Annotated in this window: 27 protein-coding genes; 15 read left to right on the plus strand and 12 right to left on the minus strand. The window is 72.5% G+C overall.

Going from position 1 to position 26,369, the window contains the following annotated elements; translation table 11 throughout:
* Window positions 1-17: 17 nt before the first annotated feature.
* The gene (locus AB0J46_RS04830; RefSeq protein ID WP_358289389.1) at window positions 18-269 is read right to left on the minus strand and encodes a MoaD/ThiS family protein; all 252 of its coding nucleotides are present in this window, start codon (window positions 267-269) and stop codon (window positions 18-20) included.
* Window positions 270-445: 176 nt separating this feature from the next.
* Here AB0J46_RS04830 and AB0J46_RS04835 point away from each other — a divergent pair, with 176 nt between their 5' ends.
* From AB0J46_RS04835 to AB0J46_RS04845, 3 genes are all read left to right on the plus strand, one after another.
* Complete coding sequence (locus AB0J46_RS04835) at window positions 446-1,138, plus strand: response regulator transcription factor (protein WP_352355530.1); 693 nt, start codon at window positions 446-448, stop codon at window positions 1,136-1,138.
* A gap of 104 nt (window positions 1,139-1,242) precedes the next feature.
* Entirely contained in the window at window positions 1,243-4,689 is a 3,447-nt protein-coding gene (locus tag AB0J46_RS04840; protein ID WP_364326465.1) for a tetratricopeptide repeat protein, read from the plus strand.
* Window positions 4,690-4,790: 101 nt separating this feature from the next.
* Complete coding sequence (locus AB0J46_RS04845; protein ID WP_364326468.1) at window positions 4,791-5,159, plus strand: hypothetical protein; 369 nt, start codon at window positions 4,791-4,793, stop codon at window positions 5,157-5,159.
* Window positions 5,160-5,540: 381 nt separating this feature from the next.
* Here the strand turns inward: AB0J46_RS04845 and AB0J46_RS04850 are convergent, their stop codons facing one another.
* The gene (locus AB0J46_RS04850) at window positions 5,541-6,731 is read right to left on the minus strand and encodes an aromatic acid exporter family protein (RefSeq protein ID WP_364326471.1); all 1,191 of its coding nucleotides are present in this window, start codon (window positions 6,729-6,731) and stop codon (window positions 5,541-5,543) included.
* A 103-nt stretch (window positions 6,732-6,834) separates the two neighbouring features.
* Here AB0J46_RS04850 and AB0J46_RS04855 point away from each other — a divergent pair, with 103 nt between their 5' ends.
* Window positions 6,835-7,431, plus strand: coding sequence for an alpha/beta family hydrolase (locus AB0J46_RS04855; protein WP_364326474.1), 597 nt, complete (start codon window positions 6,835-6,837; stop codon window positions 7,429-7,431).
* Between the two features lie 13 nt (window positions 7,432-7,444).
* On the opposite strand, the gene AB0J46_RS04860 is transcribed toward AB0J46_RS04855, so the two are convergent.
* The 4 genes from AB0J46_RS04860 to AB0J46_RS04875 form a co-directional block, all read right to left on the minus strand.
* Window positions 7,445-8,293, minus strand: a complete 849-nt coding sequence (locus AB0J46_RS04860; protein WP_364326477.1) for a PHP domain-containing protein — start codon at window positions 8,291-8,293, stop codon at window positions 7,445-7,447.
* Between the two features lie 17 nt (window positions 8,294-8,310).
* Entirely contained in the window at window positions 8,311-9,018 is a 708-nt protein-coding gene (locus tag AB0J46_RS04865) for a zf-HC2 domain-containing protein (RefSeq protein WP_364326480.1), read from the minus strand.
* A complete protein-coding gene (locus AB0J46_RS04870) occupies window positions 9,015-9,509 on the minus strand; it encodes a sigma-70 family RNA polymerase sigma factor (protein ID WP_352355860.1) in 495 nt (164 codons plus the stop codon). The genes AB0J46_RS04865 and AB0J46_RS04870 overlap by 4 nt, the downstream gene beginning before the upstream one ends.
* A gap of 173 nt (window positions 9,510-9,682) precedes the next feature.
* On the minus strand, window positions 9,683-10,300 hold the full coding sequence (locus tag AB0J46_RS04875) for a hypothetical protein (protein ID WP_364326483.1): 618 nt from the start codon (window positions 10,298-10,300) through the stop codon (window positions 9,683-9,685).
* 150 nt (window positions 10,301-10,450) lie between these two features.
* Between AB0J46_RS04875 and AB0J46_RS04880 the strand changes: the two genes are divergently transcribed.
* Complete coding sequence (locus tag AB0J46_RS04880; protein WP_364326486.1) at window positions 10,451-10,606, plus strand: hypothetical protein; 156 nt, start codon at window positions 10,451-10,453, stop codon at window positions 10,604-10,606.
* Window positions 10,607-10,716: 110 nt separating this feature from the next.
* The gene (locus AB0J46_RS04885; protein WP_364326489.1) at window positions 10,717-12,303 is read left to right on the plus strand and encodes a Coagulation factor 5/8 type domain-containing protein; all 1,587 of its coding nucleotides are present in this window, start codon (window positions 10,717-10,719) and stop codon (window positions 12,301-12,303) included.
* Window positions 12,304-12,321: 18 nt separating this feature from the next.
* Here the strand turns inward: AB0J46_RS04885 and AB0J46_RS04890 are convergent, their stop codons facing one another.
* Complete coding sequence (locus tag AB0J46_RS04890) at window positions 12,322-13,527, minus strand: MFS transporter (RefSeq protein WP_364326492.1); 1,206 nt, start codon at window positions 13,525-13,527, stop codon at window positions 12,322-12,324.
* A gap of 79 nt (window positions 13,528-13,606) precedes the next feature.
* On the opposite strand from AB0J46_RS04890, the gene AB0J46_RS04895 reads away from it, so the two are divergent.
* Window positions 13,607-14,524, plus strand: a complete 918-nt coding sequence (locus tag AB0J46_RS04895; protein WP_364326495.1) for a LysR substrate-binding domain-containing protein — start codon at window positions 13,607-13,609, stop codon at window positions 14,522-14,524.
* Here the strand turns inward: AB0J46_RS04895 and AB0J46_RS04900 are convergent.
* Window positions 14,490-15,380: a hypothetical protein gene (locus tag AB0J46_RS04900; RefSeq protein WP_364326498.1), complete on the minus strand. Its 891-nt coding sequence runs from the start codon at window positions 15,378-15,380 to the stop codon at window positions 14,490-14,492. The genes AB0J46_RS04895 and AB0J46_RS04900 overlap by 35 nt on opposite strands.
* Before the next feature lie 57 nt (window positions 15,381-15,437).
* Window positions 15,438-16,709 (minus strand): MFS transporter, encoded by a 1,272-nt coding sequence (locus tag AB0J46_RS04905; RefSeq protein ID WP_364326501.1) that lies wholly within the window; start codon window positions 16,707-16,709, stop codon window positions 15,438-15,440.
* Window positions 16,710-16,761: 52 nt separating this feature from the next.
* Here AB0J46_RS04905 and AB0J46_RS04910 point away from each other — a divergent pair, with 52 nt between their 5' ends.
* Window positions 16,762-17,634, plus strand: coding sequence for a winged helix-turn-helix transcriptional regulator (locus tag AB0J46_RS04910; RefSeq protein WP_364326504.1), 873 nt, complete (start codon window positions 16,762-16,764; stop codon window positions 17,632-17,634).
* 26 nt (window positions 17,635-17,660) lie between these two features.
* Entirely contained in the window at window positions 17,661-18,107 is a 447-nt protein-coding gene (locus tag AB0J46_RS04915) for a GNAT family N-acetyltransferase (protein ID WP_364326507.1), read from the plus strand.
* Window positions 18,108-18,113: 6 nt separating this feature from the next.
* Here AB0J46_RS04915 and AB0J46_RS04920 read toward each other — a convergent pair whose 3' ends face one another.
* Window positions 18,114-19,040, minus strand: a complete 927-nt coding sequence (locus AB0J46_RS04920; protein WP_364326510.1) for a WYL domain-containing protein — start codon at window positions 19,038-19,040, stop codon at window positions 18,114-18,116.
* A 93-nt stretch (window positions 19,041-19,133) separates the two neighbouring features.
* Here AB0J46_RS04920 and AB0J46_RS04925 point away from each other — a divergent pair, with 93 nt between their 5' ends.
* The 4 genes from AB0J46_RS04925 (at window position 19,134) to AB0J46_RS04940 (ending at window position 22,146) form a co-directional block, all read left to right on the plus strand.
* Complete coding sequence (locus tag AB0J46_RS04925) at window positions 19,134-19,547, plus strand: VOC family protein (protein WP_364326513.1); 414 nt, start codon at window positions 19,134-19,136, stop codon at window positions 19,545-19,547.
* A gap of 5 nt (window positions 19,548-19,552) precedes the next feature.
* The gene (locus AB0J46_RS04930; RefSeq protein WP_364326516.1) at window positions 19,553-19,909 is read left to right on the plus strand and encodes a hypothetical protein; all 357 of its coding nucleotides are present in this window, start codon (window positions 19,553-19,555) and stop codon (window positions 19,907-19,909) included.
* 105 nt (window positions 19,910-20,014) lie between these two features.
* On the plus strand, window positions 20,015-21,211 hold the full coding sequence (locus AB0J46_RS04935) for a hypothetical protein (RefSeq protein ID WP_364326519.1): 1,197 nt from the start codon (window positions 20,015-20,017) through the stop codon (window positions 21,209-21,211).
* Window positions 21,212-21,339: 128 nt separating this feature from the next.
* Window positions 21,340-22,146 (plus strand): CPBP family intramembrane glutamic endopeptidase, encoded by an 807-nt coding sequence (locus AB0J46_RS04940; protein WP_364326522.1) that lies wholly within the window; start codon window positions 21,340-21,342, stop codon window positions 22,144-22,146.
* 141 nt (window positions 22,147-22,287) lie between these two features.
* Here AB0J46_RS04940 and AB0J46_RS04945 read toward each other — a convergent pair whose 3' ends face one another.
* Entirely contained in the window at window positions 22,288-23,229 is a 942-nt protein-coding gene (locus AB0J46_RS04945) for a hypothetical protein (RefSeq protein WP_364326525.1), read from the minus strand.
* A gap of 174 nt (window positions 23,230-23,403) precedes the next feature.
* Between AB0J46_RS04945 and AB0J46_RS04950 the strand changes: the two genes are divergently transcribed.
* Window positions 23,404-24,165, plus strand: a complete 762-nt coding sequence (locus tag AB0J46_RS04950; protein WP_364326528.1) for a MerR family transcriptional regulator — start codon at window positions 23,404-23,406, stop codon at window positions 24,163-24,165.
* Entirely contained in the window at window positions 24,162-24,770 is a 609-nt protein-coding gene (locus tag AB0J46_RS04955; RefSeq protein ID WP_364326531.1) for a hypothetical protein, read from the plus strand. Before AB0J46_RS04950 ends, AB0J46_RS04955 begins: the two co-directional genes overlap by 4 nt.
* Before the next feature lie 40 nt (window positions 24,771-24,810).
* Here the strand turns inward: AB0J46_RS04955 and AB0J46_RS04960 are convergent, their stop codons facing one another.
* On the minus strand, window positions 24,811-26,310 hold the full coding sequence (locus tag AB0J46_RS04960) for a M28 family metallopeptidase (protein ID WP_364326534.1): 1,500 nt from the start codon (window positions 26,308-26,310) through the stop codon (window positions 24,811-24,813).
* Window positions 26,311-26,369: the final 59 nt, after the last annotated feature.

Consider the following 26,369-nt stretch of genomic DNA (forward strand, 5'->3'; position numbering starts at 1 on the left):
CCCACCGGAGCCGTGGATCACCCGCCGGCGAAGGGCGGCAGCACCTCCACCGTGACGCCCTCGCCGAGCACCACCGTGTCGTGGGCGCGTCGGCCCACGGGGGCGCCGTCGACGAGGAACGACGAACGGCCGACCACCCGGGCGAGCTCGGCCCGGTCCTGTGTGATTTTGGTCATCAGTTCGTCAAGAGTCGCCGCTTCGAACGACTCTTCCGCGACTCCGGCGGCCTCCTTGGCCGCCGCCCAATAACGTACTTTTCCTGTGGCCATGCGTTGCCTCACAATCGCCTTCGCTCTATTGTGCGACGCCCTTAACACGCTTGTTTCAAAGGGTCCGCTGTTCACCTGGTGGACGCGCAATGGACGCGACTAAGCCGTGGGATATCCTCGCGTACAGGACCTGGGCGACGTCGCCTCCGGGTCCTTGTGTGTTAGAGGAGGCCGTGATGAGCAACCTGCTGCTGCTGACCAACGCCCTCGAGCCGTCCTCCGAGGTGCTGCCGGCGCTGGGGTTGCTGCTCCACTCCGTGCGGGTCTCGCCGGCCGAGGCGTCGGCGCTCATCGACACGCCGCCCGCCGACGCCGTCGTCGTCGACGCGCGCAAGGAGCTCGTCCAAGCCAAGAGCCTGTGCCGGTTGATCCGCACCACGGGCATCGACTGCCCGCTGCTGGTGGTGGTGACCGAGGGCGGCCTGGCCGCGATGACCGCCGAGTGGGGGGTCGACGACGTGCTGCTGGAGACCGCCGGGCCCGCCGAGGTTGAGGCGCGGCTGCGCATGGCGACCGGGCGCAGGTCGCAGGCCGCCGCCGAGGACGTCCCGGACGAGATCCGCAGCGGCGACCTGTCGATCGACGAGGCCACCTACACCGCGCGGCTGCGCGGGAGCGTGCTCGACCTGACGTTCAAGGAGTTCGAGCTGCTGAAGTACCTGGCCCAGCACCCCGGCCGGGTCTTCACCCGCGCCCAGCTCCTGCAGGAGGTCTGGGGCTACGACTACTTCGGCGGCACCAGGACGGTCGACGTGCACGTCCGGCGGCTGCGCGCCAAGCTCGGCACCGAGAACGAGTCGCTGATCGGGACCGTCCGCAACGTCGGCTACCGGTTCGTGCCCGACCGGAGCGATTCGGCGCACGTGTGATCCGTTGACCCGTGTTCGCCTGATGTGACACTTTGTCGTTGGGACTGTTTCCAACCTGTCATGTCGAGGACACCGCCGTCCCCAAGATTGGTGGTGGTGGCGGCGTGGGTCTGTTCAGGTCACTTGTCGACGAGGGCGCGAGCCCTCGCCTCTTCCGCCGCGGCGAGCTGATCTGCTCGCCGGTCCGGCCGGTCAACCGTGTCCACCTGATCGACCACGGGTACGCCCGCGAGCACGTCCCCGGCGGCGACCGGGAGGTCGTGCACGACCTGCGCGGCCCCGGCGACCTGGTGGGCGAGCTGGCCTTCTGGAGCCCGGGCGAGCGCGTCAAGGTGGACGCCCTGACCGACGTCCGGGCCTGGCCCATCGACCTGCGGCGGTTACGCGAGCACGCCTCGGCGGGCCCGGCCGTGGCGACCGCGCTCGTCCAGGAGCTGTTCGCCAGGAACCTGGCGGCCCGCAGGCACGAGGCGCTGGCCCGGGCCCCGGTCGCGGCCCGGCTGGCCGTGTGGCTGCTGCACCTGGACGAGCGGTACGAGCTGGCCTCCCCCGCCGCGCCGCCGCTGTCCGGGGACACGCTGGCCGACCTCGTGGGCAGCGCGCCCGACGTCGTGCAGCGGCAGCTCACGCAGTGGGTCAGGCGCGGCTGGCTGGTGCGGCTGGGGTACCGGAGGCTGCGGATCGCCGACCCGGTGGCGCTGCGCGAGGCCGCGGGGGCCTGGGAGCACCTGTCCGAGCCGTGGCGCGGCCGGGTGACGCCGTTCCTGACGCGGCCGGGCGCGCAGGCCGGGCCGCTGCCGGTCGGCGAGCTGCCGAAGCCGCGCCAGCTGCCCGCCGACGTGTCCGACTTCACCGGCCGGCAGCAGAGCCTCGACCTGCTCACGGCCTGGCTGGACCGGCAACGGCGGACGAACACCATGGTCGTGCAGGGCCTGACCGGCGTGGGCAAGACCGCGCTGGTGACGCACTGGGGCCACCTGCACGCCGACCGGTTCCCCGACGGCCAGATCATGATCGACCTGCGCGGCCACTCGCCGACCCAGCCGCCGATGAGCTCGGCCGAGGCGCTCGGGCAGATCCTGCGCTCGCTCGGCGTCGGCGAGCACATGCCGGCCTCCGACGAGGCCGAGCTGATGCTGCTCTACCGCAGCAGGATCGCCGGGCGCAGGCTGCTGCTCGTCCTGGACAACGCGGCCGACCCGGCCCAGGTGCGGGCGCTGCTGCCGGGCGGCAAGGACTGCGTGGTGCTGGTGACCAGCAGGACGCGGATGGCGCCGCTGCGCGCCACCGGGCACGCCGACCTCATGGACCTGTCGGTGCTCGACCCGGGCAACGCGGTGGCGCTGCTGGTTTCGGTGCTCGGCGAGGGCTCGCCGCGGGCCGCCGACCGGGACGCGCTGGCCGAGCTGGCCCGGGTGTGTTCGTACCATCCGTACGCGTTGCGGATCTCGGCGGCCAAGCTGGCCGAGGACCCGGGGCTGAGCGTGCGGGCGCGGGCGGCGGAGCTGCGTACGCCGGACCGGCCGCTGGCCGGGGACCCGGAGGAGGCGTTCAGGTCGGCGCTGGACCTGGCGTACGAGTCGCTGAGCCCCGCGCAGCGGCGGGCCTTCCGGCACGTCGGGCTGCTTCCCGGGCGGGACTTCGCGCCGGAGGTGCTGGCGGCGGCGCTGGGCGTGCCGGTGGGCGAGGCGGTGGCGGCGGTGGAGGGGCTGCACCGGGCGTACCTGGTCGAGCCGCTGCCCGGGTCGCGGTACCGGGTGCACGACCTGGTCAAGTGGCAGGCCAGGGAGCTGGGCCGGCACGCCGAGGCGGGGGTGCGCGAGGCCAGGGTGCGGCTGCTCGACCACTACCTGGCGGTCGCGACCGGTCAGGACACGCCGCGCGAGTGGTTCGAGGCCGAGCGGCGGTCGCTGGTCTCGGCGGTGCGGCTGGCCGAGGAGAGCGGGGCGTACGGGATGGCCTGGCAGCTCGCCGAGGCGGTGTTCGAGCCGTTCAGACGGCTGCGGTACTACGAGAACAACCTGGAGGTGCAGCAGGCCGGGCTGACCTCGGCCATCCAGGTGGGCGACCGGCGGGCCGTCGCGCTCATGCGCAGCCACCTCGGCTCGATCCACCGCGACATCGGGCCGTCCACGCTGGCGGCCAGGTTCATCGGCGAGGCACTGGCCGACTTCACCTCGCTGGGCGACCGCGCGGGGCTGGCCCGCGCGCTCAACGACCTGGCCGAGGTGCACGGCATCGCGGGCAACAGGGACGCGGCGCTGCGCCGCGCGGGCGAGGCGCTGGAGGTGCACCGGGAGATCGGAGACCTGCCCGGCGTGGCGAAGTGCCTGCACACGCTCGCCCGGCTGCACCTGTCGCAGGAGCGCAACGATCTGGCGCTCCGGTACGCCGGCCAGGCGCGGCGCGTACGGGAGGAGCTGGGCGACCGCAGGGGCGCCGCACAGAGCATGATCATTTCGGCCCGGGTGCGGCGGAGCCTGGGCGAGCCCGACGCGGCGCTGTCGGAGGGTCTGGAGGCGCTGTCGATCTGCCACGAGCTGGGCGACGAGCACGCCGAGGCCGAGACGCTGCTCTGCCTGGCCGAGATCTACGACCAGCTCGGGCTGCAGCAGGACGCCCGCCGCGACGCCGAACGCGCCCTGGCCGGGTACACGGCCACCGGCGACCAGCACGGGTGCGGGCGGGCGCTGTGCGCCCTGGGCCGCATCGCGCGCAACGGCTCGCGCTACGACGAGGCGCTGGCCTGCTACGAGCAGGCGCTGGCGGTGCAGGTCGAGCTCCACCACGAGCAGGGCAAGGCCGAGACGCTCGGCGACATCGGGGTGGTGCACTGGCGGCTGTCGGACTACCTGCGCGCCGACGACTACCTCAACCAGGCGCTCGTCATCAGCCGGGTGATCCGCGACGAGCCCGTCGAGGCCCGCATGCTCAACCGGCTGGCCCGGGTGCGCCGCCGCCAGGGCCTGCCCCAGGTGGCCTTCGTGTACGCGCTGGAGGCGCTGGACCTGGTCCAGGGGCTGGGCAACCGGCGAGCCGAGGCCGACGTGCAGGAGACGCTGACCTACACGTACCTGTCGCTCGGGCGGCACGAGCCGGCGGTGCGGGCGGCGCGGGCCTCGCTGGCGATCCGGGAGGAGACGGGCGACAGCAGGGCCAGCGCGCTGCTGTCGATCGCGCACGCGCTCCACGCGGCGGGCGAGCCCGCGGCGGCCCTGGAGTACGCCGTGGAGACCGTCGAGCTGCAGCACGTGACCGGCACCAGGGACCGGTGGGGGGCGGCGCTCACCACGCTGGCCATGGTGCTGCTCGACCTGGACCGGGCCGAGGAGGCGCTGGTCCACGCCAAGCAGGCCAGGGACGTGCACCTGGAGTGCGGGACGCGGCGCGACCTGGGATGCGCGCTGAGGGCGCTCGGCCTGATCACCGCCAGGCTCGGGGACCGCGAGGCGGCGGTGGCCCATCTGGCCGAGGCGGTGCGCACGCTGGACGAGGTCGGGGACGTCTTCGAGGGCCGGCGGGCGGCCCAGGAGCTGCGGGACCTCTCCTGAAAGACCGCTAAAAGTCGGGAAATCTCGGAAGTGAGGTCGCAGATCTTCTCCGCGCCTTCTCGTTAGCTGGTGCCACCAGCGACGACACGGAGGTGATCCGGATGCTCAAGCACCAGATGCGCCGAGACCTGCAGTCACTCAAGCGACAGGCGCGCAGGGATCGGCGGGTCACGCTCGGCCTGCTGGCCGGGGTGCTGGCGGCCTGGACCCGTCAGCTCTCGCCGGGTGACCCGCCGGCGGGGCCGGGGGTGCTGCTCGCCCTGTCCGTCGGGCTGCTCACCGCGTCGGGGGCGGCCTGGCTGATGGCGGCCTACTTCGCGGTACGGGCGGTCCGGCCGCGGTCCGAACCGGTGGAGGTGCTGGTCTGGGTGACGCGGGTGAGCAGGAGCAAGGAGTGGGCGTTCTGCTCGCTGGCCGCGTACGTGGCCTGGCACCTGCTCCAGTTCGTCTCCGCGCTGCTCCTGGCCTGAACGGGGGCGCGGCGGGCCGTCACCTTCGCGGTGGCGTCCCGCCGTCTTCGCGCCACGCGCCGACGGCCGCCCTGATCAGCGGCGCGTAGCCGGCTTCGAGGCCGTCGGGCAGCCGGTCGACGGGGAAGAAGCGCAGGTCGCTGTGCTCCTCGCTGACGCGCGGCTCGACCGGCCCGGTCGGGCCAGCCGCCGGGCAGCTCCCAGGCGTTCCTGGGGTTCCTGCAGAGCAGGACGCCGTCGTCGGTCAGGACCACGCCCTTGATCGAGGCGTGCATGAAATACCAGCCGGTCTCCGCGTCGATCACGAGGGGATCATGACACGGTCCGCGGGCCCGCGGGCGGGGTCAGGGGAAGGCGGGCCGATGGCGGCCGGTGTCGGGGTCAGGGGAAGGCGGACTGGTGGGGGCCGGTGTCGGGGTCGAACTCGTGGCGGATCCTGGCGCAGTCGTCGAGCAGGGCGCCGTACAGGGGCCACAGGGGGCCCTTGGGCGGGGAGCCGGCCAGCTCGGCGGCCAGGTGGCGCTGCTGGTGCTCGCCCTCGCGCAGGGCCGCGCACAGGTTCGCCATGTCCCTGGACGCGGCCTTGCCCACCTGGATCAGGCCGAAGTCGCGGAAGATGCGCGACAGCGCGCGCAGCTCGGCGGCCAGCGGTTCGGGCAGGTCGGCGGCCTTCTCGCCGGGCAGGCCGCGAGCGCCGGCGACCAGGTCCACCAGCCCGCGCGCGATGCTCCTGAGCTGGTGTCCGGCGTGGTCGAGGCAGGTCGCGGCCTCGGCCGACTGGCGCAGCCGCCGGTCGTAGCGGCGGCGCCGGCGGAAGGTCAGGCGCAGGGACTCGGCCGCCTGGTCGGCGGTGTCCTTGGTCTCCTCCAGGCGCTGGGACAGCTCGCGGGCGCGGTCGAGCCAGTCGCGGGCCATGTCCTCGGTCCAGTGGCCGCTCAGCCCGTCGGCCATGTCCTGGGCCAGGTCGGCCAGCTCGGCCGACATGTCGCACAACTGTCTGGCGGCGTGCTCGACGAAGCGCGGCGGCAGGATGAGCAGGTTCGCCGCGATGCCGATGGCCGCGCCGAGCAGGACGTCGGCCAGGCGCGCGAAGCCGTACGTGCGGCCGAGCGAGAGCACCAGCAGGGCGGTGATCGGGATCTGCACGTTCTGGGCCGGCAGGTTGAGCAGCCGGGTCAGCACGAGCCCGGCGGCCACCAGCAGGCCCAGCGTCAGCGCGTTGACGCCCATCAGCCAGATCACCCCCGACGCCGCCGCCACCCCGACCACGACCGCCCCGACCTGCTGGAACCCGCGGACGACCGTGCTGTAGGCGGTCGCCGACACCGTGAGCAGCACCCCGATCGGCACCAGCACGGGCAGCGGCACCTTCAGCGCGAACGTGGCGAGCCACCACCCGAACACGCAGGCCAGCGTCACCTTGACCGTCTGGGCGAACGCCTCCCGCTCGGCCCCCAGCCACTGCCGGAACCCCTGGGCGCGCAGGCGCGCGAGCCCGGCCGCCGCGCCCGAGACGATCCGCCCGAGCGGCGCGCCGGCGCCCTGCTGCTTGCGCCCCGGCTCTTTGTCCATACTCCCAGGTCAATGCCCATTCGAGCGGTGGATAGAGGTCGCCGTGCGTGGGTAGCGGCAAGGTTGTGGCGCAGCGGGGCAGCGCGCCCGTCGGAGGTGAAGCATGACCGGCGACCTGGTCGTCCCTGACGCCGCCCGGGGGGTGGTGGTGTTCGCGCACGGCAGCGGCAGCGGCCGGCTCAGCCCGCGCAACCGGTACGTGGCCGAGGTGCTGAACAGGGCCGGCCTGGGGACGCTGCTGTTCGACCTGCTCACGCCCGAGGAGGAGGCCGACCGGGCCAACGTGTTCGACATCGCGCTGCTGGCCGGACGGCTGCTGGAGCGTACGGAGGAGCTGCGCGGGCACGAGGAGGTGGCGGGGCTGCCGATCGGCTACTTCGGGGCGAGCACGGGCGCGGCGGCGGCGCTGTGGGCGGCGGCCGAGCCGGACAACCGGATCGCGGCGATCGTCTCCCGCGGCGGGCGGCCCGACCTGGCCGGGAAGCGGCTGGCCGCGGTGCGGGCGCCCACGCTGCTCATCGTCGGCGGCCGGGACCCGATCGTGATCGACCTGAACGAGGAGGCGCAGCGGCACCTGAGCGCCGAGCACCGCCTGACCGTCGTGCCCGGCGCCACCCATCTGTTCGAGGAGCCGGGCGCGCTGGAGAGCGTCGCCGAACACGCCCGCGACTGGTTCACCACGTACTTCAACGGGCCCTGATCGGTGCGGCTGTTCAACGGCCCGTGATCGGCGCGGCGCCCTTCGCCTCGGCGAGCAGGCGCGCGTAGACCTCGGGGTCGGTGGTCTCGCAGCCCAGGCGGTGGCCGGTCAGCTCGCCGTGGTCGTCGCTCGACCCGGTCACTTCGAGGCCGAGCCCGGCGGCGAGGCGGCGCAGGCGGGCGCGGGCCTCGTCGTCGTGGTCGAGGTGGTCGGCCTCCACGCCGAAGAGCCCGGCCGCGGCCAGCTCGGCGATCCACTCGTCGGGCACCGCCTCGCCGCGCCGGACCGCCTTCGGATGGGCCAGCACGGGCACCCCGCCGGCCGACCGCACCAGGCGGACCGCGCGTACGGGGTCGAGGGCGTAGCGGGTGACGTGCGCGCGGCCGCCGGCGCCGATCCACTCGGGCGTGAACGCCTCCTCCGGCGCGGCCACGGCCCCCGCGGCGACCATGGCGCGGGCGATGTGCGGCCGTCCGACCGGGCTGTCGCCGGCCACCGCGGCCACCTGCTCCCAGGTGATCGGCACGCCCAGCTCGACCAGCCGCTCGACGGTCAGCCTGCCGCGTTCCTCGCGGGCCCGGCGGATGCGTTCGCACTCGGCCAGCAGCTCGGGGTCGGCGGGGTCGAAGAGGTAGGCGAGCAGGTGGATGCTCTGCCCGGCCCGCCGGCACGACAGCTCCATGCCCGGCACCAGCGTCAGGCCCTCGGGCAGCGCCTCGGCGGCCGCGCGGTGCCCGGCGACGGTGTCGTGGTCGGTCAGCGCGAGCACGTCGAGGCCGCGCTCGCGGGCGCGGCGCACCACGTCGGCCGGCGGCTGCGTGCCGTCGGAGGCGGTGCTGTGGCTGTGCAGGTCGATGCGCATCGCTCGATGGTAGGCGGTCACACCTGCACGGTCGCGAGGATGCGGCCGTCCAGGGTCTCGATGGTGAAGTGGTTGAGGTCGTCCTGGGTCAGGCTGGTGCCGCCGTGCAGCAGCAGGGGGTCGGGGGCGCCCGGGACGCCGTACCCCTTGTCGGGCACGCCCCAGCTCGCCACGGTCTCCGAGCGGCCGTCGTCGCCGAAGGCCACCAGCCGGCACTTCAGCGGCCCCTTGACGCCCTTGAGCTCCAGCGCGACGTGGGTGCCCCAGCCCTTGTCCTCGACGCCCACCACGCCCGACACGCCGGTCGCGGGGTCGTTGACCGGGTAGGTGCGGCCGGTCATGAGCAGGGCGCGGGCGGGGCTGTGCACGCTGTCGGGGTTGGGGCCCGAGGTCGCCGCGTTGACGGCGAGGAAGACGCCGGTCGCGACGAGGAAGCACGCGGCGGCCGACATGAGCCCCCGGTGGAGGGTGCGGCGGCGGCGCTCCACGACGGCCCGGCGCACCAGCAGCGACTCGACCGGGGAGTCCAGCGGGGAGTCCGGCGGCCCGGTCCGCAGGTCGTCGGGGTCGACGTCGCGCATCAGCTCCCCCATGGCCGCGAACGCGCCGACCTCGCCGGCGCAGCTCGGGCAGCCGTGCAGGTGGCGTTCGAAGGCGTTGCGCTCGTCGTCGTCCAGCAGGCCCAGCGCGTACGCCGCCACGTCCTCGTGGTGCACTTCGTTCACGGGAGCCCCACCCCCCTTTCCTCCAATGCGATGCGTAACGCCCGCATCGCGTAGTACACGCGGGACTTCACCGTGCCCACGGGCACGCCGATCGTCTCCGCGGCCTCCTGCAGTGTGCGATCGCGCAGGAAGGTCTCCGTGAGCACCTGGCGGTGCGCCGGCGACAACGAGAGCATGGCGTCGGTCACCACGATCTCGCGCAGCAGGCGGTCGTCCTCGGCGGCCACGGCGTTCGCCCGTTCCGGGACCTCCTCCACGGTGTCGAGGGGACGCGTGCCGGCCCGGCGCCGGTCGTCGATCACGACCCGGCGGGCCACGGTGGCCAGCCAGGGCATCAACGAGCCGTTGTCGGTCCGCAGGTCCCCGAGGTTGCGCCAGGCGCGTACCAGCGTCTCCTGGACGACGTCCTCCGCCCAGCGCCGGTCGCCGCCCGTCAGCCGCACGGCGAAGGCCATCAGCGGGGACCCGTATTCGCGGTACAGGGCCCGCACCATGGCCTCGTCGGTCACACGATGATTCACGCGGCGACTCCTCGCGCTGCGTACATCATGAAATGTCGCCCGGATAACTACTGATATTGAATTATTGCCCTAGCACGGGCGAGGAACAAGATGCTGGATTTGCATCAATCACCCCACCTGTTGATTCATCGATAAAAAGCTGATCATTCCCCCGATGACGCACGCCCGTGCCGGCCCGCCGCTCGCGGCCGCACCTCAGGACGTGCCTCCGAACGCGCCTCCTGATGTGCCTCCGGACGGGCCGGCTCGTGCGGACCGGCCCAGGCCTCGGCCTCGCGCAGCAGGTCGCGCACCGAGGCGTGCCGGGCGGAGGCCGCGTGCCCGAGCAGGACGCGCACCAGCTCGATCGCCGTCGGCCGGGCGGCCGGGTCCGGCCGGCGGCACCGGTCGACCAGGCCGCGCAGCGGGTGCGGCAGCCGGCCGAGATCGTCGCCGCCCCCGGCGTGCCCGGCGGCGGCGAAGACGATCACGTCGGCCCACTCGCGCACGTCGGCCGGCGGCAGGTCGCTGCTCCTCGGGCCGGGCGCGAACGACGCCTCGCCGAGCGGCCCGACCAGCACGTTGTGCGGCCCGAGCCGCAGCCCCGCGATCCCGGTCAGATGCAGCCTGGCCATGGTGGCGGCCGTGCCCAGCGCGAGCCTGCGCAGCGCCTCCCCCTCGTACGGCCCCGCCGCCGCGACCACGTCTGCCAGCGGCTCACCCATGCCCAGGTAGTCGCGCGGCCGAAGGGCCAGCCCGCCACCCCATCCCTGACTGTCCATCGCCGTCCTCCGGCTCGGTGCTCGTCGTCAGGGTGTACGCCGTCCCGCGCGGGCCGGGTTCAACGGCTCCCATGCGGAAAACTCATGGAACCGCCGTGACGAACTCGTAGCTGTGGCCGCTCGGGTCGTCGGTCGTCGAAGTCGAGGGTGGTGTCGTCGTTGATCCGTACGGGCGTGAACGGCCCCGACGGCGCGCCCGCCTCCAGGCCCGGCAGCCCGGCGAGGAAGGCCGCGTCCTGGGAGGAGGCGGACCGGCGGCGGTTCGGCGCCTACCTCGGCCGTCTGGCCGACGACGTGGGCGCCTGACATTTCGGTCGCGGATTTAGATGAGATCAGCTCATGTTCGGTCTTGCCGGGACCCTTCCGGCGGTGGATGCTTGCGGCGACCCCGGTACCGCAGCCTGGGAGGTGGTCCCGTGTTCCACCGTCTCATCCGCCGGGCGGCCGCAGCCGTCCTTCTCCTGACCGGCGCGCTGGTCGCGCCGTCCGTCCCGACCGCCGCCGCGCACGCCGCCGCCGCCGTGAGCGGCTTCGTGGATGGCCACAGCCACCTGTTCTCGTACGAGACGTTCGGCGGCATGCTCATGTGCGGCAAGCCGTTCGACCCCGACGGCATCGAGCACGCGCTGACCGACTGCCCCGACCACTACCCGAACGGCGAGCTGGCCTGGTACGAGAACTTCACCAGGACCGGCAAGCCCACCGGCACCCACGACCCGGTGGGCTGGCCCACCTTCCGCGACTGGCCGGCCAACGACTCGCTGACCCACCAGCAGGCGTACTACACCTGGGTCGAGCGCGCCTGGCGCGGCGGGCTCCGGGTGCTGGTCAACGACCTGGTGGCCAACCGGCAGCTGTGCGCGATCTACCCGCTGAAGAAGTACTCCTGCGACGAGATGACGTCCATCCGCCTGCAGGCCCAGCGGGCCCGCGAGCTGCAGGACCACATCGACGCCGAGTCGGGCGGCCCCGGACGCGGCTGGTTCCGCCTCGTGAACGACCCCGCCGAGGCCAGGAGCGTGGCCGCGGCCGGCAAGCTGGCCGTCGTCCTCGGGATCGAGACGTCGGAGCCGTTCGGCTGCCGGCAGATCCTCGGCATCCCGCAGTGCACGAAGGCCCAGATCGACCGGGGCCTGGACGAGATGTACGCGCTCGGCGTGCGCAGCATGTTCGTCTGCCACAAGTACGACAACGCGCTGTGCGGCGTGCGCTTCGACTCCGGCACCCAGGGCGCGATCGTCAACGTCGGCAACCTGCTGTCCACCGGCTCGTTCTGGCAGGCCCGCACCTGCACCGGCCCAGAGCACGACAACACCATCGACCCGGCCGGCGTGCTGCCCGACCAGATCGCGCGGCTGCTGCCGCCGGGCGTCTCGCTGCCGCTGTACCCGCCGGCGCCCCACTGCAACACCCGGGGGCTGACCTCGCTCGGCACGTACATGGTCCAGGGGCTGATCCGGCGCGGCATGATGGTGGAGATCGACCACATGAGCGTGAAGGCCGCGGCCCAGACGCTCGGCCTGCTGGAGGCGGCCCGCTACCCCGGCGTGATCTCCTCCCACAGCTGGGCCGACCCGGGCTTCTTCAGCCGGATCTACGCCCTCGGCGGCATGATCACCCAGTACGGCCACAACTCCCCGGACTTCGTCGCGGAGTGGCGGCGCACCGCACCGCTGCGGCAGCAGTACAACGTCCCCGGATACGGCTACGGCCTGGACGTCAACGGCATGGGCCGCCTGCCCGCCCCGCGCGCGGGCAACGCCGCGAACCCGGTGACGTACCCGTTCACGTCCTTCGACGGGAGCGTGCGCCTCGACCGCCAGCGCACCGGGCAGCGGGTCTGGGACGTCAACGTCGACGGCGTGGCCAACTACGGCCTCGTCCCCGACTGGATCGAGGACATGCGCCTGCTCGCCGGTCAGGACATCGTCCGTGACCTGGCGAGCGGCGCGGAATCGTACCTGCGGACCTGGGAGGCGACCGCCGCGCGGCGACTGCCGTGAGGCGGGCGTCCCCGTCGTTCACGCGACCGGCTGGACGGACCGCGAGGTCCGCCGGCCGGTGGCGAGGTTGAGCAGCAGCGAGGCCGCGGTCAGCGCCACGCCGAACCACACGACGCTGGTCACGCCGACGTTGTCGGCGAACAGCCCGCCGAAGAGCGCGCCGAGCGCGATGGAGGTGTTGTACGCCATCGTGTTGAGCGACATGGCCGCCTCGAAGGTCTCCGGCGCGGCGGCGAGCGTCATGTTGACCTGGGCGAGCTGCACCACCCCGAACGACAGCCCCCAGACGACCAGCGCCACGATCGCCCCCGTGGCGCTGCCGCCGAGCGCGAGCAGCAGCAGCATGGCCGTCACGAGCCCCGCGGCGCCGACGACGAAGCTGCCCCGCAGGCTGCGGCTCACGGTGTGCCCGGCGACGAAGTTGCCGATCGCGCCGGCCACCCCGAACACCATCAGCACCCCGGTCACCAGCAGCGGCGAGGCGCCCGCGTTGGCCTCCAGGAAGGGCCGGACGAAGGTGTAGGCCCCGAAGTGGCCGAGCACGAACAGCACCACCGTGAACAGCACCATGCGCAGCGGCACGTTCCGCAGCGGGAGCCCGAACACCTCGCGGACCGAGACGGCGTTCGCCGACGGCAGCGACGGGATCGCGGAGGCGACCGCCAGGAACACCAGCGCGCTCAGCCCGCTCCAGATGAGGAACGTGGTGCGCCAGTCGGTGAGGCTCTCCAGGAAGGTGCCGAGCGGGATGCCGACCACGGTGGCGACCGAGATGCCGGACATCACGATGGCCGCGGCCCGGTTGGCGTGCCGTTCCTCGACCAGCCGCATCGCCATGCTCACGCCGATGGCCCAGAACACGCCGCTGGCGAAGCCCAGCAGGAGCCGCGTCGACAGAATCACCGTGTAGCTCGGCGCGATGCCGGTCACCAGGTTGCCCACGGCCAGCACCGCCAGCAGGACCGACAACAGCACCCGCCGGTTGACCCGCCTCGACCACGCCACGATGAACGGCACGCCCAGCCCGGCCGACACGCCCTGCAACGTCACCATCAACCCGGCCGCGCCCACAGAGATGCCCAGATCCTCGCTGAGCGGGGTCAGCAGCCCCACTGGCATCAACTCGGTCGTGAGGAAGACGAAGAGGCTGGCCGTGATCGCGGCGACCCCGGCCCACGCCCGGAAGGCGGAGCGCGTCGCCTGCGGAGAAAGAGTTTGCGTCATGCGACCAGCCTGCCGACACTCCATCGATGAGTCCAACACATAGTTTTCATCGCGATCGATCGTCTGACACGATTGATCCATGGAGCTTCAGCAGCTGCGGTACGTCCTCGCCGTCGCCGAGACCAGCAACTTCACCCGGGCCGCCGAGCGCTGCCGGGTCGTGCAGTCGGCGCTCAGCCACCAGATCGCCGCCCTGGAGCGGGAGCTGGGCGCCCGGCTGTTCGAGCGCACCAGCCGCCGCGTGCGGCTGACCGCGGCCGGGGAGGCGTTCCTGCCCGCGGCCCGCGACTGCCTGGAGGCCGCCGACCGGGTGCGGACCGACGTCGCGGCGGCCAGCGGCGAGATCCGCGGGCGGCTCGCCGTCGGCTCGATCCCCACGGTCTCCGCCGTGGACCTGCCGGTCGTGCTGAAGGAGTTCCGCCGCCGGCACCCGCGGGTGCGCATCACGCTGGTCTCCGCCGGCAGCGAAGACCTGATCGAACGCGTCCGGCGCGGCGAGACGGACGTCGCCTTCCTCGGCCTGCCGACCCGCGCGGAGCCGAAGGCCGTCCAGAGCCGCCCGCTGGCCCGGGGCGAGCTGGTCGCCGTCGTCGCCCCGGACCACCCCCTCGCGGGCGGCGAGAGCGACCTGCGCGGCCTCGCCGACGAGCCGTTCATCGACTTCCGCGCCGGGCACGCCGGGCGCATCCAGTCGGACGTGGCGTTCGCGGCGGCCGGCGTCCACCGCGAGGTCGCCTTCGAGGTCACCTCCGCCGAGTTCATGGTCGATCTCGTCCGGCACGGCCTCGGCGTGGGCCTGCTCCCCGCCGCCTACGCCCCCCGCTTCCCGAACCTCGGCCTCGTCCGGCTCCGCGACGCCCCGGCACGGGTGGAGCACCTGATCTGGGGCGCCCACCCGTCCGCGGCGGCCACGGCGTTCCTCGGCCTGATCGGCCCGCCGTCCGGCGGCGGCGGGAGCGGGGTCAGCCGCGCAGCAGCGGCTGGCCCGGGAGCTTGACCTTGGTCTTCATCAGGCTGGGCGCGCCGTTGCCGCCGATGTTGACGAAGTAGAGCGCCTTGCCGTCGAAGGCCAGGCTGGCCGGGCTGTCCAGCTTGTCGGCCAGCACCTCCACGCCGCCGCCGGTGCGGACGATGCTGAGGGTGTTGCCCGTGTAGCTCGGCACGTAGAGCTGCCCGCGCACGTCGAAGGCCACGCCGTCGGCCCCCGCCAGCTTGGCGTCCTTGACGTACACGGTCGGCACGCCCGCCTTGCCGCCCTTGCCGTACGGGACGCGGACGATCTGTCCTTCGTCCGACACGGCCACGTAGAACGCGCCCGAACGCCAGGCGATGCCGTTCGCCCCGGTGCCGTCCGAGTCGACGAACAGGGACGACTTGGCCCAGACCGCCGCCTTGCCGTCGGTCACGCGGTAGACGACGCTGTTCGTGGTGTCGGTGACGTAGAGCGCGTGGTCGGGGCCGAAGGCCAGGCCGTTGGCGAAGCCGATCGGCAGCGCGGCGTAGAGCTTGGCCTCGCCGTAGGAGGTGATCCGCCAGATGCCGTTGGTGGCGGCCGCACCGGAGTTGAGCGCGGCGTAGACGTTGCCCTGGCGGTCGGTGGCCAGGCCGTTCAGCTTGCCCTCGCCGATGGGCAGGGCGGCCAGCAGGCTGTCGGTGCCGGTGCTGTCGACCTTCCTGATCTCGCCCTTGGTCAGCAGGCCGACGTAGATCGTGCCGTCCGGGGCGACGGTGACGCCCTCGGTGAGGTCGCTGTACGGCTGCACGACGATCGGGCGCAGTGCGGCGGCCTGGGCCGGCGTGGCGACCAGCGTCAGCAGCGCGGCGGTGGAGAGGAAGAGGGGGATGCGCTTCATGGCTGTGATCCTGACGCCGCAAGATCGCCATGACGTCACCGGCACTTCCGCGAATCATCATGTGATCGGCACATCATGCGCGGCGGGGCTCTCCTCGCTCCCCTGATGGTCGGTGAGGTCGCGCAGGCGCCGGATCGGCGAGGCCAGCAGGACCAGCGGCACGCAGACGGCCGCGACGACGAAGATCATCAGAGTCGCCCGCGCGCCGAGCAGCCCGGCGATCACCCCCGCGACCAGCCCGCCGACCGGGATCGCGCCCCAGGAGACGAAGCGGACCGTGGCCATCACCCGGGACAGCAGCTCGGGCGGGCTGGCGAGCTGCCGGTACGTCCGGGTCACCACGCTGAGCACCACGACCCCGGCGGCGAACACCACGTTGCCGACGGCGAACGCGGCGAAGCCCGGCCAGCCGTCGCCGAGCGGGATGACCAGCGCCCCGGCCACCACGACGAAGCCCGTGCCGACCAGCGTACGGGCGGTGCCGAAGCGGGCCGTGAGCCGGCTGGTGAACGCCGCGCCGATCAGCGTGCCGACGCCCTCCACCGCCAGCAGCAGGCCGACCAGGCCGGGCTCGGCGTGCAGCTCGCGTACCAGGTAGAGCGCGTAGAGCGCGTGCTGCGCCCCGCAGACCGTGTTCACCGCGGTGGCGGCCCACATGCACGGACCCATGACCGGATGACGCACGACGAACCGCCGGCCTTCGCGGATCATCTCGCGCATCGGCGGCCGGCGATCGGGGGTCTCGGGACGGCGTTCGGGCAGCGTCCGCAGCAGCAGGGCCGAGACGAGGTAGCTGACGGCGTCCACGAGCAGGGTGGGCACCGCCCCGAGCACCTGGACGACGAGCCCGCCGACCGACGGCCCGCCGAGCTGGGTGGTGGCGTGGGTGCCGGAGGTCAGGCTGTTGCGGGACTGCAACTGCTCCTTGCTCACGATCGACGGCAGGAAGGTCGCGTTGGCGACGTCGAAGAGCACGTTCGCGAAGCTGGTCACCAGGGCCACGATCACCAGCTGGGCGATGGTCAGCTCGTCCAGCCACCAGGCCACCGGGATGGACACGACCGCCGCCGCGCGCGCCAGGTCGGCGGCGACCTGCACCGTCCGCATCGGGAGCCGCTGCACGATCACCCCGGCGGGCAGGCCGATCACGATCCAGGCGACGTAAGCGGCGGCGGCGATCACGCCCATCTCGAACGCGGAGGCGTCGAGCACGGTCAGGGCCGTCAGCGGTAACGCCACCGCGCCGACCGCCGAACCGACCGCGCTGGTCGTGCCGGCCGTCCACCACCGCCAGAAGACGGCCGCGCCACCTCCGCCGTCGATCCCCATCCCGCACCTCCGTCAAGTAAGTTCCAGAATGGAACGCACTATACTGGAGCCCGTGAAGCGCGCCGATCTCCCCGACTCCGACTGCGGCATCGCGCAAGCCCTCGGCGTGATCGGCGACTGGTGGACGTTCCTGGTCGTACGCGACATCGCGGGCGGCACCACCCGCTTCGACGGCCTGCAGCGCGAGCTCGGCGTCAGCCGCCGGGCCCTGGCCGAACGCCTGGCCAAGCTGGTCGAACACGGCGTGCTCGAACGGCGGCCCTACTCCACCCGCCCCCCGCGCCACGACTACGTGCTGACGGCGAAGGGCGAAGGTCTGCTACCGGCGCTCATCGCCCTCCAGGACTGGGGCGTGAGGCACGTGATGGGCGACGGCGCCCTGACCGCCACCAGCGAGAACGGCTCCGCCGAGAGCCGTCGCGTGCACGAGCTGGCCGACCGGAGGATCCCCGGCGTCCTGCTGGAACGCCACGACGGCGAGCTGGTCGCGCCCAGCGCGCCGGGCGTCTGGACGGTGCTCTACTTCTTCCCCGGCGCGTTCGCCCCGGGCGCCCAGGACTACCCGCCCGGCTGGGCCGACATCCCCGGGACGAAGGGCTGCACCCTGGAGGCTCTCACCTACGCGTCACGGTTCGCCGACTTCGAGGCGGCGGGCGCCACGATCCGCGGCGTGAGCACCCAGCGCCCCGACCAGCTGGCCGCGTTCGTCACGCACGCGAAACTGCCCTTTCCCCTCCTGTCCGACCAGAACGACAGGCTCGCCGCCGGGCTGCTGCTGCCGACCTTCCGGACGGCCGGCGTCGACCGATTCAAGCGCCTCACGCTGCTGGTCGACCCCGACGCGGTCGTCCGGGCCGTGCAGTTCCCGATCACCGATCCGGCCGGTTCGGTGGACGAGATGCTCGCCCTCGTCCGCGCCCGCTGACCGCCGGCCTACGGCAGGATGGCGCCATGCTGGAGATCGACTTCCTGACCGAACCCGACCGCGCCCGCTGGGAAGTGCTGGCCCGCGGGCAGGACGCCTACTTCGACACCGAACGCGACGACGACGCCTACGAACGGACCTGGCGACGCCTGATCGACGACGAGCAGACCCGCGGGATCACCGCCCGCCTGGACGGCGAAATGGTGGGCATCGCGCACTACCTGTTCCACGCCAGCGTCTGGTACGCCGGGAGGTGCTACATGGCGGACCTGTTCGTGGACGCCGGGTTCCGGCGGCGGGGCATCGCGACGGCGGTGATCGAGTGGGTGGCCCGCGACGCCAAGGACCACGGCTACCCCAGCCTCTACTGGAACACCCTCGAAGACGCCCAGGCCCGCGCCCTGTACGACAAGATCGGCAGGTTCCACGAGGGCCTCATCCTCTACACCTACCGCCGCGACACCGCCCGGTAGGGGCCGTCAGACGCCGCCGTACAGCGTTGTGAGCTGCGTGGCCAGCTTCGTCAGCTCCTGCTGGACGGACTCCGGGCCCTCCACGACGACGAGGTCGCCCCAGCCCGCGAGCTGGCGGGCGATGTCCAGCGCGGTGGGCGCGGTGAGCGTGACGCGCACTCGCTCTCCGTGGGAGATCACCTCGCAGTGGCGGCCGAAGCGGTCGCGCAGGACGCGCAGGTAGCGGGGCTCGATGGTCGCGGTGGCCGTGGTCGTCGCGCGCCGGGCCTCCATCGCGGTGACGACCTCGTCCCAGGCCGCCGCGAGGTCGAAGTCCGCCGGGCGTTCGGCCGGCTCGTCGGTGACCTCGGCGTCGGTGACCCGGTCGACGCGGAAGGTGCGCTGCCCGTCGGGGGTGCCGGCGATCAGGTACCAGGTGTCGTCCTTGTCGACGAGGCCGTACGGCGCGACGACGCGCTCCCGTCCGGAGTAGGTGAGGCGCACCTTCCGGCGCCGGACCACCGCGTCCTCCAGCAGGTTGACGAGCACGGGCCGGGTACGGCGGTGCTCGCCCCAGCGGGCCGGATCGACCACGACGGCGTCCGCCGCCGCCTCGGCCTCCTGCCGGAACGTCGAGGGCAGGGCGCGTACCAGCTTGCGCAGCGCCGCCTTCGCCTCGGGCGCGATCGCCGCGGCCGGGCCGAGCAGCAGGAACAGCGCCCTGGCCTCGGAGGCCTTGAGCCCGGACAGGTCGGTGCGGGCGCCGCCGAGCAGGGCCCACCCGCCGCCGCGCCCGGCCTGCGGGTAGACGGGGATGCCCGCCGCCGACAGGGCCTCCAGGTCACGGCGCGCCGTGGCGACCGAGACCTCCATCTCGGCGGCGATGTCCGCCGCCGTCACGCGTCCGCGCGACTGCATCAGCAGCAGGACGGCCACCAGTCGATCCGCTCTCATGGCTTCGACGATGCCAGAAAAAGTGCTCATTCGATGAGCACTTTGCCTGGAAGCATCGATCTCACAAGCCACCGCAACGAAAGGCGCGAGGACATGCTCCGCGGACTCACCACCATCAGCTTCTACGCCCACGACGTCGCCGCCGCCCGCGACTGGTACGCCGACCTCCTCGGCATCCCCGCCTACTTCCAGCGCCCCGAACAGGGCGACCCCGTCTACGTGGAGTTCCGCGTCGGCGACTACCAGCACGAGCTCGGCATCATCGACGCCCGCTTCGCCCCCCAGAGCTGGAGCACCGAAGACGGCGGCGCCATCGTCTACTGGGCCGTCGACGACCTGGAGGCGACCTGGGACCGGCTGCTGGAGATGGGCGCCACCCCCTACGACAAGCCCACCGAACGCGGCCCCGGCTTCACCACCGCCTCGGTCCGCGACCCCTTCGGCAACATCCTCGGCATCATGATCAACCACCACTACCTGAACGTCCTCGCGAGCCGGAAGGGCTGACCACGATGACCGACGACGCCCTGCGCCTGGACGACGCCGCCGCCTGGAAGTCCTGGCTCACCGAGCACCACGAGACGGCCGCCGACGTCTGGCTGCTGATCGCCAAGAAGAACAGCGCCGCGACCACCGTCACCCTCGACGAGGCCCTGGACGAAGCGCTGTGCCACGGCTGGATCGACAGCCACCGCAGGGCCTTCGACGGCGACCACTACCTCCAGCGCTACTCGCCGCGCGCCCGCCGGAGCCCCTGGTCCCGCATCAACGTCGCCAAGGCCGAGGCGCTGACTGCCGCCGGCCGGATGCGCCCGGCGGGCCACGCCGCGATCGAGGCCGCCAAGACCACCGGCCGCTGGCCCGCCTGAGACCGGCAAGGTGACGGCCTCCACGCGACCTCGCCGTAAGTTCGTGATGAGACACGATGGCGAGGCAAGGAGAGGGAAGTGCGACGCTTGGCCCCATTAGCCGGTGTGTTGTTGCTAGCGGCGTGCGCGACGGGCCGGCCCGCGCCACCGGCGACCACGGCGTCCGCCGAGCTGGACGTGCTGACCGACCGGCTGGGACCGCCGATGACGAACAGCAGCGGCACCTGCCCGTCCCCCGGCAAGCACGTCGACCAGCTGCACCCCACCACGCTGCCCCGCTCGTCCTGGGAACTGGCCTGGACGGAGACGGCGGAGGGACAGCTCGCCGAGGCGACGGTCACCCCGGACGGCGCGCTCTGGGCTCTCCGCGGGACCGGCCCCGCCCAGTGGCCGGTGCAGTGGACCGGCTCGTCCTGGAAGAAGCTTCCCACGTTCCCGCTCGGCAAGGACCCGACGGTCCGGCTGGGAGCCGCATCGGCCGACAAGGCCTGGGTGTTCGTCGAGAGCGCGCCGCCCATGTCCCCCGAGGCCCCACCGGCGACCTACACCGTGTCCACCTGGGACGGCCGCGCCTGGCGAAGTGAGCAGGTGGACCTGGGGGCGCCACCCGCCCGCGGCGAGCAGCCGGCCGCGCAGGGGGCCTGGGTGCTGCTCGGCGACCGCTCGATGCGCTGGAGCGGTACGGCCTGGCAGACCGCGCCCCTGCACTCCTACAGCTACAAGCTGTCGGGCAGCACCGACGAGCCGTGGGCGATCGCCTCTTCCGACCCGGACGCGGAGCAGGGGCAGATCCAGCTGTCGAGATGGACGGACCGCGGCTGGCAGGCCATCCCCCTGCCGGACGGGATGCTCCTGCCTCCGGGCGCCGAGGCCCCCTACCCGAACAGGCCCTGGACGCGGATCGCGGGTGTGGCGCGGACCGGGCCGGAGGAGTTCTGGGTCGCGAGCACGTACAGCTGGGTCGAGCACGAGCAGGAGGACGTCACGATGTCCAGGAGCGTGGTGACGCGCAACGTCGCCGGCCGCTGGAGCTGCTGGTGGGGCCCCGTCGACCGGCCTGATCCGTTCGTGGACGTGGTGCCCGACGGACGGGGCGGGCTGTGGGCGGCCACGGGCTCCGGCATGTTCTGGCATCTGTCGGACGGACGCTGGACCCGCGAGCGGGCGCCCGTCGGCAAGGGGGTGCCGGCGATCACGGACCTGGCCGCCTCGCCGGGCGGCGAGATCTACGCACTCGGCGGCATCGGCTCGAAGCGGTGGGCCCAGGACATCAGGCCCGCGCTGTGGCGACTCAAACCCTGACCCCCATCGACCTTTCCTGATCTACGCCTCCCCCGCCGCCCCTTCGTGACGTGTGCCTTTCACGGGGCTCGAAGCCGTGTCAGAACGATGTCAGGGCCGTGTCGGGTCGCCCGGCCACGATTGCCGGCATGGACACAGCAACGCGGCCCCCGGCCGGCGCCCACCCGACAGGCTTCGTCGCGAAGCTCCTCGCGGACCGCCACTCCATCCCGCTCTCCATCGCACTGCACCTGGTGCCCGGCGCGGCCATCGTCGCCGTGTACGCGTTCGTCGCCGCCCCGCTGGTGCGGGCGATGGGCGCGCCGATCTTCGCGGCGTGGGCCATGGCCCTCGCGATCGTGCTCTTCCCGGTCCAGCTGTTCCTGCTGTGGCTGGGCAGGAAGCGGACCGGCCGCTTCACGATGGAGGGCGTCGTCCGCTACCGCGGCAAGCCGCTCACGCGCCGCAAGGTCATGTGGCTCGGGGGCGCGTGCCTGGTGTGGATGACCGTCGTCTCGCTCGCGCTGACCCCGCTGGACAACCTCGTCTACGACTGGTTCTTCACCTGGGTGGACTACCAGGGCGCCGGCCCCGACGGCACCACCTACCTCCAGGGCTACCCGCAGGCCGTCGTGCTCACCACGCTGCTCGTCTGCGGGCCGTTCACCGGCTTCACCCTGCCGCTGATCGAGGAGCACTACTTCCGCGGCTTCCTGCTGCCCCGCCTGCCGCAGCTCGGCAAGTGGGCCCCGATCTTCAACACCCTCCTGTTCTCCGTGTACCACTTCTGGGCCCCCTGGACGGTGCTGTCGAAGCTCGTCTTCCTCTACCCCGGCGTCTGGCTGGCCTGGAAGAAGCAGGACATCCGCATCTCGATCACCATGCACCCCGGCACGACGCTCCTGATGACCGTCGTCGGCATCGTCGCCCTCGCCTCCGGCGCAGCCTCGATGTGAGACGCCCCCTTCCCTGGAACGACGACGGCCACGGCCCCGCAGCGTTGTGCGGGGCCGTGGCCGAACGGTTTTCCCTGCCGGATGAACACGCCGGCCTCCCCGTCGGTCCGGCTGTAGACGAAGGCGGCGCCCGGCGAGCGGCTACTCAGGACTCAGCAGCTGCTCGCGTCTGGTCAGCAGCCGCGACTGCTCGGCCAGCAACTGGCCGCGCCGGCCCTTCAGATGCGCCCTGGTCTCGCGCACCCACTGCGCCAGCCTCTGCACCTCGGCCCTGGTCTTCTCGATGCGCTGATGCTTGAGCACGTCGCTGATGATGTTGTCGAAGAAGGCGTCCACGAACCACCGCGTGTCCACCTTGGGCATCACCGGCCGGGACGCGATCCCGGTGTCGGCCAGCTCGCGGGAGAAGACGTCCAGGGCCCGCTGGGCGTGCCACGCGGCCTTGTCGGCGCTGGTCAGCCTGTCGTGCTCGAACGCGTCGGCGATCAGGCCGCCGCCGAACACGTCGAAGGTGGAGGCCGTCCTGGCGGAGTCGAGCAGGCGCAGCACGACGGCCAGCGCCTCGTGCGCGCCCTGCCCCGCCTGCTGGGCCTCGTCGCACTCGCGCACCTCGGCGCTCAGCCGGTCGAGCGCGGCGCCGAGGTCGGCCAGCTCCCGCGCCCGCGGATCGCCGCTCCGGACGAGCTGCTGCTCCTTCTCGGCCAGCAGCCGCGCGTACTCGCGGGAGGCGGGGTCGAGCACGGCCAGCTCGGCGTCGGCCGCGGCGACGTCGGCTTCGAGCTGCGCGAGCCGGGCGCGGTGACCGTCCACGCGTTCCCTGGCCACCACCACCTCGGCGCGCTCGCGTGCCAGCCGCTCCTCCCGGTTGCCCAGCAGGCGGGACAGGACGGCGGACAACCCGCCCTCCAGCCGGGCGACGTCGCGCTCCTCGTCGGCCAGCTCGGACTCCAGGCCCTTCAGGGTGTCGCGGACGTCCGCGATCTGCCGCGCGGCGTTCCCGCGCAGACGCCGGACGTGTTCGGCGCGGTGCATCCGGGCGGACGCCTCGCGCAGCCGTTCGTCAAGTTCCGGGGAGAAGCTCACGCAATGACGACGAACGACCCGGACCAGACGTTCCTCCGGCCGTGCGGAAAGTGCTCATTCGATGAGCACTTTGCCGGGAAGCATCGATCTCACCAGCTACCTGAACGTCCTCGCCAGCTGGACCGCCTGAGACCGGCTTGACCTTGACGCGGCGTCAAACTGTTCAATGAGGGCATGCGGATCGGCGAGTTGGCCGCGCTGGTCGGGGTTTCCACCCGTACCGTGCGCTACTACCACCACCTGGGAATCCTGCCCGAGCCTGAACGTCTTCCCAACGGCTACCGGGAGTACCGGCTGCGCGACGCCGTACGGCTGGCGCGGGTGCGGCATCTGGCCGGGCTCGGGTTGTCGCTGGAGGAGTTGCGGGACGCGCTGGCCGACGACCGGGGCGTGGACTTCCGGGAGGCGTTGCAGGAGCTGGACGCCGACCTGGCCAGGCAGCAGGAGGCCATCGCGGCGCGGCGGGCCCGGCTGGCGGCGTTGCTCGCGCAGCCCGGCCTGAGCCCGGAGTCGATGACGTCCCCTGACGCGGCGGCCGTGCTGCGTGACCTGGGCGGCGGCGGGTCGGCCTTCGGGGCGTTGGACCACGAGCTGCTGACCCTGGCCACCATGTTGTCCGACGAGGAGGGCCAGGCGGGCCTGGCCGACCTGATGCGCCCGATGACCGAGCCGGGCGCGCTCGCCGCCGGGCACGAGCTGTACCGGCGGCTGGACGAGCTGGCGGACGCGCAGGCCGGGGACGAGCGGATCGGGCCGCTCGCCGCGGACATGGCCGCCCACATACCGGACGAGCTGGCCGGGATGGTGCCCTCCGGCCCGGGGGCCGACCTGTCCTGGATGGAGACGATGATCGGGGAGTTGTCGCCCGCGCAGGCGGAGGTGCTCCGGCTGCTGTTCACCACACTCACGGAGACCGACCCCAAGGAGAAGACGTGATGATGGGCGTGGTGCGCGCGGTCCTCAGGTTCGAGCTGGCGGGGCTGACCAGCGTGGCCCTGTGGGCGGCCCGGCGGCGGCACGGCGTCCCGGTGGGGGCGACCGCCGTGTCGTACGCCAAGGAGCAGGCGTTCACCCTGGGCCTGTTCATGTTCGCGATGGTCGTCGAGACGGCGGTCGTGGACGTGCTGCTGGTGGTGAACGACGTGCCGGCGGCGATCCGCGTGCCGGTGCTGGTCGGCGACCTGTACAGCCTGCTGTTCGTGGTCTTCATGGCCGCCGCCTCCGTCACCAGGCCGCACGTGGTCACCGAGGACGAGCTGCGCGTCCGGTACGCCGCCTACTTCGACCTGCGCGTGCCGCGCGACCTCATCGCCTCCGTCCGGACCGTCCAGAACTACAACGAGGCGGGGCTGATCAGCGTGGACGGCGGCCGGCTGGGCGTCGCGGTCGCGTCCAGGACGAACGTGACGGTGGAGCTGACCGGGCCGGTCGTGGCGGTGCGGCCGCTCGGCAGGCGGGCCGAGGTCACCTCGATCCGCTTCTTCGCCGACGACCCCGCCGCCGCGGTCGCCGCCCTGCGCTCCCCGAGCCGTACCCGCTGAAGGATCCCGGGCGGGCGGCGACCCGCCCGGGATCGCCTGCTCAGCGTGCCGACTGCGAAGTGAGCGCGGTCTTCGCGGCGGCGGCGGTCCGCGGCGGGATGCCGTTCAGGTTGAAGGCGAACCTGGCCGTGGAGTCGGCCACCGCGTCGGCGTCCACGTCGAGCGCGGTCGCGTTGATGTTGGCGATCGTGTCGCACGCCTGGTGGTAGCAGGCGTCGTAGGGCTGTCCCGCGACGCCGCCGAACAGCGCGGCCTCCTCCGCCGTCTTGATGCCCTCGGCGCCGGTGAAGATGCCGCCCGCGGGGATGCCGACCGCGATGAACGGCCCGTAGTCGGAGCGTCCGTCGAAGTCGGTGCCCACGGTGGGCAGGTGCCGGGAGGCGTAGAAGTCGGCGAGCTGCCGCTCGATCTGCGCCGATCCGGGCGGACCGGCCGGCGAGCCCTGGCCGTCGGAGTCGTCGCCGTCGTACAGCTTGTACGCGTAGTTGGGCGAGGCGACCATGTCGAAGTTCAGGTAGACCCTGATCCGGTCGCGCTGCGCCTGGGTCAGCTTCTCGACGTACTGGTCGGAGCCGAGCAGGCCGATCTCCTCGGCGGCCCAGAACGCGAAGCGCACCTTGTTCTTGACCGGGAAGAGCGCCATCTCCTCGGCCACTTCGAGGATGGTCGCGCTGCCCGAGCCGTTGTCGTTGATACCGGGGCCGACGGTCACGCTGTCGAGGTGCCCGCCCACCATGACGACGTTGCGCGGGTCGCCGAACCGGGACTCGGCGATCACGTTGTCGTTGGTGCCCAGGACGAGGTTGGCGTCGACCTTGAGCCGCACGGTCGGCGAGCCGGTGGCCAGCTCGTTGCCGACGGCGAAGTCGGCGAAGACCATGGGCACGTTCGCCCGCCACTCGCCGATGTCCAGCGGGAACGCGTCGGTCCGGCCCGGCTGGCCCTCGTTGAACACGATGATCCCGGACGCGCCGGCCCGGCCCGCGTTGCGGATCTTCTGGGCGAAGGCGCAGGTGCCGCGCTGGATGAGCGCGATGCGCCCGGCGACGAACCCGGCGAAGTCCGACTCCTCGCAGCCGCTGGTCGAGGAGGGGGTCGGGGTCGGGGGCAGGATCAGGTCCACGCCCTGGACCTGCGCGGTCACGTCCCCGGCGGGTGACGGCTGGAAGGAGTAGAAGTCCTCGTTCGGCACGTACGACTTGGCGTCCGGCGCGGTCCGGTCGAGCGTGGGCGGGCTGTTCTCGGTCCAGCTCTCGACGAAGTTGATCGGCTGGAACGTGACCTTGTAACCGGCCTTGCGCAGCTTGCCCGCCACATAGTCGCGGGAGGCGTTGTAGCCGGGTGTGCCGGCGGCGCGGGTGCCGCCGTTGGCGTTGGCGATGGATTGGAGTGCTTCCAGGTGCTTCTTCACGTTCTCGCCCTTGACCTGCTTCACCAGCAGCTTGGCGAAGACGTCGTCGAGCGGGCCCGCGCTCGCCGGGACCGCCATGGCGACGGGTAAGGCGAGAGCGGCGACCAGAGCGATGATGATTCTGCGCATGCAGGCTCCCCTAGGAGTGAGATGCGGAGAAATCCCCCGAGCCGCAATGATTCGCAAGG

Origin of the sequence: Nonomuraea sp. NPDC049758, from assembly GCF_040674635.1 — a bacterium.
GTDB lineage: Bacteria > Actinomycetota > Actinomycetes > Streptosporangiales > Streptosporangiaceae > Nonomuraea.